General features: G+C 60.8%; 1 pseudogene. It reads right to left on the bottom strand.

Annotated elements, in window-relative coordinates:
* Positions 1 to 6,140 (bottom strand): annotated as a pseudogene (locus tag RYB09_RS27020) (filamentous hemagglutinin); the annotation flags it as partial.

Raw genomic sequence — 6,140 nt, 5'->3', positions numbered from 1 at the left:
CCATCACTCGCAATCAACCCATCATTCGTCCAGTTCCCGCCACTCCCGCTGAACGAATTCGACGCCAGCAATTGCCCGCCCGCCGTCTGATTCAAGGTGCCGACATTCACCGTCAATCGCCCGGCCTGAATAACGCTGCTGTTGGTCCAGCTATCGGCACTAAGCGTCAAACCACCGCGAGTAACAATGCTGCCGCCAGCATTGGTGACGTTGGCCGTAGAAATATTAAACGTGCCATTACCCGTATGCAGCAGCGAACCGCCACCATTGAGGAAGTTGCCAGCGTTGAGAGTCAGGTCGCTGTTGGCGCTTTCCAGGGTGCCGTTGCGGTTGTCGAACAGGTTGCCGATCTGGAAGTTTGTGGCACCGCCACCGCCCAGCGCACGCAGTTGTCCGGTCTGGTTGTCCAGACTGGCAGCGGTCACGGCCAGAGTGCTGTCACTTTCGATGATGCCGAAGCGGTTGTTCAGTGCGCCGCTCAGGTTCAGTTCGACCTGGCCACCGGCGATCTGGCCGTCGTTGTCGCCGCTGTTGTCGAAGTTGCCACCGTTGACCCGCACCAGGCCTTTGGCGTACAGGCCGCCGTTGCGGTTGTCGAAGCCAGGGGTAGTAATCAGCGCTTCGCCGCCACGCGCGGAAACTCGCCCGCCGTAGTTGTCGAAGCCGCCCAGCGCGGTCAGATTGAGGCGTTGCGCCTGGATGACACCGCCCTGGCGGTTGGCGTCATAGCCATTTTTCAGCACGCCGGCCAGTTTCGCGGTGAACAGACCTTGCAGGCTGGACAGTACTCCGCCCTGACTGTAGAGGTTGGCACCGGTCAGGTTCAGGTCGCCGTTCTGCGCGATGATCCGGCCGTTCTGGTTGTCGACGGTATCAGCGACATCGACAACCAGTGCGCCGACGCTCTGGACCGCGCCACGAACGTTGGAGAGGCTCGCTGCATTCAAATGCGCATCGGCGCTCTGGCTATAGATCAAGCCATCAGCATCGTTGAGGACACTGCCACCCGCGACGACTTTCAGTGTGTTGTTGGCAGCAACGGTGCCGCGGTTGCGGTTATCCAGTTGCCCGGATGTGTTGAGGGTCATCAGGCTCTGGCTGATCAGTTGCCCGGCCTGGTTGTTGATCGCCGCGCTGCGCCGCAACAGCAGGTTACCGCCGCTGGCCAGCTTGCCGCTGGTGTTGGTCAGGCTGCCCAGCAGGTCGAGTGTCATATCGGCCTTGCTGCTCAGGTTACCGGCGCTGTTGTCGAGGCTGCTGCCTTCGAAGCTGAAACCCTGCTGGGCCGTCAGGTTACCGGCCGCGTTGTTCAGGGCATTGGCTTTGATGGTCAGCCCGGCACCACTGTCGATCAGGCCGTTCTGGCTGTTGTTCAGCAGGCCCGCGACGGTCAGGGTCTGGCCGGTTCCGCTGGAGAGGATGCCGCCGCTGTTGTCGAGGCTGTCAGCGGTTACGCTCAGTGTGTTCTGGCTGACCAACGCACCGTTGCCGCCGTTGAGCAATTCACCGGTCAGGGTTGTAACAAGGTTGCCGTTGCGGCTGGACAAGGTGCCGTTGGTACGGTTATCGAGGCGGTTGCCGGAAACGTTCAGGCCCTGCCAGCCGGAAATCAGACCGTTCTGGTTGAGCAGGTTGGTCGCGTTGACTGTCAGCACGTTGCTGCTGATCAGCTTGCCGCTACTGTTATTGAGGGTGCGGCCATCGAACCTGAAACTCTGTGCGCTGGAGACCTCGCCAGACTGGTTATTCAGGTCGCGAATGCGGTTGAGGGTCAGCGAACCGTCTGCCGTGATCAAACCGCCGAGGTTGTTGAGGTCGTTGCCTTGCATGTCGATGGACAACCCGGCGTCGCCCATCACGCGTCCGCCGTTGAGCGACAGTGCATTGAGTACCAGGGTCATGTCGCGCGTGGCCGACACTTCGCCGCTGTTGCCGGCATCCAGGCTGCCCGCCGTCAGGTTCAGGGTGCCGGTACTGTTGATCAGGCCTTTGGCGGTGTTGTTGATCGATGTGGCGTCGAGGATCAGGCTGGTTCCGCCCAGCACCTGGCCGTTCTGGTTATCGAGGCTGGCTTTGCCCACCTTGAGCGCCTGAGCAGCGTTGATCAGGCCTTTGTCACGGTTGGTGAGCAGACCGGTAACCGTCAGGTCCAGGTTGTTGCGGCTGGTCAGCGTACCGCCCGTGTTATCGAGGGTATTGGCGGTGGCGTCGACACCGGCTGCGGCGATCATGCCTTTGAGGTTGGTCAGCGCACGGGCGATGCGCAGGGTCAGCAATTGGTTGCTGAGCAGTTTGCCGCCGCTGTTATCCAGTTGTTGAGCGTTGACGGTGAACGCCTGAGCGCTGGAGATTTCGCCGTTCTGGTTTAGAACCTCGTTGACGTTTTTCAGCAGCAGTGCGCCTGGCGCGTTGATCAAACCGCCCTGGTTGTCGAGCTGGCCGTTGTTCAGGTCCAGGCTCAAGGAGGTGTTGCTGAACAGGCTACCGCCCTGCTGACTCAGGCGGCTGACACTCGCGGTCAGTGCCTGGCTGCTGCCGATGCTGCCGCCATCGCTGTTGGTCAGTTGCGCGGTCGTCATGTCCAGACGATCGCTGCTGCTGACGCGACCGTTATGGCTGTTGTCGAAATTCCCGGTCTTGAGGGTCAGCAGGCCTTTGCCGCTGATGTTGCCTTTCTGGCTGTTATCAAGACTGGCACTTTTCAGGTCCAGCGCACCATCGGTCAGCAGTTTGCCGCCCTGGTTGCTGATTGCTCCGGTGCTGTCGAGGGTCAGTTTTCCAGCGCTGGAAATGCTGCCTGCGGTGTTGGTCAGGCTGGCGGCTTTCACCGTCAGGACATCTTCGCTGCTGATCAGGCCTTGAGTGTTATCGAGCGCTGCAGACAGGTCGATACCCAGAGCTTTGAGGGCATTGAGCGCGCCACCGGTGTTGTCCAGGGTGCTACCGACCAGCGTCAAGCCGCCTTTGCTGGAGAGCAGACCATTGCCACGGTTAGTGACTTGCGCAACGTTCAGCGTCAGGGCTTTCTGTGCCAGCACCTGACCGTTGTCGCTGTTGTTGAGTTGCTGGCCGGTCAGGGTAATCGCGTCCTGACTGGACAGTTCACCGCCACGGTTATCGATGTCGGTGACATTGATATCGAGGGCCTGGGTTGCGCCGATGAAACCGTTCTGACGGTTGTCCAGCGCGTCGCCGCGCAAGGTCAATGTGCCTTGGGCAAGCATCTGACCGCCCAATTGCCGAAGGCTGCCGATCTGTGCGTTGAGGTTCTGTTTGCTGGCGATCTGGCCGAGACCGTTGTCTGCTGTCGCGGCACTCAGCGTCACATCGCCGTCACCAATCAGCGTGCCCTTGACGTTGGTCAGGGCGGTATTGACCGTCAGGTCCAGGCCTGCGCGGCTGCTGATCAAGCCTTCGGTGTTGTCCAGGCTGTCGCTGCGAGTGTTGAGGGCGGCAGCGGAAATCGTACCTTTGACGTTGCTCAGCGCCTTGTTGACGATCAGCGTCAGAGCCTGACTGCTGAGCAGTTTGCCGCCACTGTTATCGAGACTGTCGGCGTTCAGGGTAAAGGCCTTTGCGCTGGAGATTTCGCCGTTCTGGTTGGCCACGCCATTAAGATTCTTCAGCAGCAACACGTCGGGGGCGTTGATCAAACCGCCCTGGTTGTTCAACTGGCCGTTGTTCAGGTCGAGGCTCAGCGAGGTGTTGCTGAACAGCTCACCACCCTGCTGGTCGAGGCTGGTGACGTTGGCCGTCAATGCCAGCGCACTGGCAATACGTCCGGCGCTCTGGTTGATGACTTTACCGGCCGTCAACTGCAGGGTATCGCTGCTGGTCAGGCGACCACCCTGGCTGTTGTCGAACGTGCCGGTGGTGACCTGCGTGGCGCCCTTGCCAGCCAGTTTGCCCGCCTGACTGTTGTCCAGGCTGGCGCTGGTCAGCGTCAGCGTTGCGTCGGTGGTGACAGAACCCGCCTGGTTCTCCAGAGCGCCGGTGGTGGTGACGCTCAAGGCATCGGCACTGGACAGACTGCCTGCTGCGTTTTGCAACGAAGCGGCATTGACCGTCAACCCCGCTTCGCTGCTGAGCAGACCACCGCTGTTGTCCAGCGCACCGGACACATCAATGCTCATGTCCTTCTGGCTCGCCAGCGTACCGCCTGCGTTATCCAGCCGCGCACCGTCGAGACGCAGGGTGTTACCGAACAACAGGCCTTTATTCAGGTTGATCACGCGCGCCACGGTCAGCCCAAGTGCAGTACCTGCCAGAACCTTGCCGCCGTTGCTGTTGTCGAGCGTCTGACCAATGATGTCCACACCGATCTGGCTGGACAGTTCACCGGCCTTGTTGTCGATGTCGGTAACATCGATTTTCAGCGCTTTTGTAGAGCCCACCAGGCCGCCTGCCTGGTTGTCGAGGGTTTTGCCGGTCAGGGTCAGATTGCCCTGCGCAACCAGTTCGCCACCCTGCTGGGTCAGATTGGCGATATTGGCGACCATGTCGGCCTGACTGGCGATACGACCGCTGCCGTTGAGAGCGCTGTCGACCTGCAACTGCATCAGGCCAGCAGCGTTGAGCAGACCGTTCTGGTTGTCCAGACGCGTGCCAACCAGTTCAAGACCGGCATTGCTGTTGATCAGGCCCTTTTGAGCGGTGCTCAGCCCGGTCTGGCTATTGTCGAGGGCATCGACGAACAGCTGCAGGCCTTTCTCGGCACGAATCGAACCACCACGGTTGTCCACGCTGTCGCTATGCACGATCAGCAGGTTCTGCGCGGCAATACGGCCGCCGCGGTTGTCCAGCGTCTTGCTCGACAGGTCCATCAAGCCCTTGGCTTGCAGGCTGCCACCCGCGCGATTGTCCAGTGCGCCGGTCAGTTTCAGAGTCAGTTGGCCATCTGTGACCAATGCACCGGACTGGCGGTTGTCCAGACTCGCAGCACCGATGTCGATACCCTGCCCTGCGCCCAGTGTTCCGGCCTGATTGTCGATGGTTTCAGTGATCACCAGTTTCAGGAACCGGTCAGCCATGACCTGGCCAGCGGCGTTATCGAGGCTCAACGCATTCAGGGTCGTGTTACCGGCGCTGGTCAGCTCGCCGCTGCGGCTCGACAGCTGGCCAGTGACGTTTACCAGCAGGTCGGCATCGCTGCTCAGGCTGCCACTGTTGTTATTCAGCTCATTGGCCGTCAGATCGATGCCGTTGCCAGACACCAGACCGCGCAGGTTGGTCAGCAACTGGTCGACACGCACGATCAGCGCTTTGTCGCTGAGCACCGAGCCTGCGGTGTTGTCCAGCGACGTCGCAGCCAGGGTAAAGCCGTTGGCGCTGGAAATTTCACCGCTGCGGTTGCTGACTGCATTGAGATTTTTCAGCAGCAACTGGCCCGGCGCGGTAATCAGACCGCCGTCGTTGTTCAGCACGCCATTGCTTAAATCGAGACTGACGTCACTGTTGCTGTACAGACGGCCATCGTTGGTCTGATTCAGACCGGTGACCACGGCCGTCAGGGCCATGGCGCTGGCAATGCGCCCGGCGTCACTGTTATTGACCAGCCCGGCATCGAGCTGAAGGGTTCCGGTACTGGTCAGGCGGCCGCCTTGCTGGTTGTCGAACGTACCGGTGGTGAGTGTCAGACCATTGCTGGCGATACGCCCGTTCTGGCTGTTGTCGAGACTGCCACTGGTGAGCACCAGCGTTGAATCGCCGAGAATCTGCCCGCCGCGGTTCACCACGGCACCATCGACCGTCAGGGACGAGGCCCCGGAGCTGGTGACGCTGCCGGCGGTATTGCCCAGAGAGGCGGCGCTCAACACCAGCGTGCCATCGCTGCGCAATGTCCCTTGATCGTTGTTGAGGACGCCGGTGACTTTCAAACCCAGACTGTTTTTGGCGTAGACGCTGCCACCGCCCGTGTTGATCAGTTGCCCGACGTTCAACTGCACGCTCTGCTGGCCGGAAACGGCACCTGCGCTCTGGTTGTTCAGGCTGTCGGCGTTGAGCAGCAACGCACCATTAGCCAGTAAACGGCCCTTGCCACTGTTATCGAACTGGCCGACGGTTGCGGTCAGCTCTCCAAGGCTGGAGAGCTCCGCGTTGCGGTTGTCCAGCGTCGCGGCACTCAGCTCGACACCGGTGGC

Origin of the sequence: Pseudomonas syringae group sp. J254-4 (assembly GCF_032586855.1) — a bacterium.
Lineage (GTDB): Bacteria > Pseudomonadota > Gammaproteobacteria > Pseudomonadales > Pseudomonadaceae > Aquipseudomonas > Aquipseudomonas amygdali.
The sequence above is the reverse complement of the archived record's forward strand: the minus strand, read 5'-3'. Positions and strand labels throughout refer to the sequence as shown.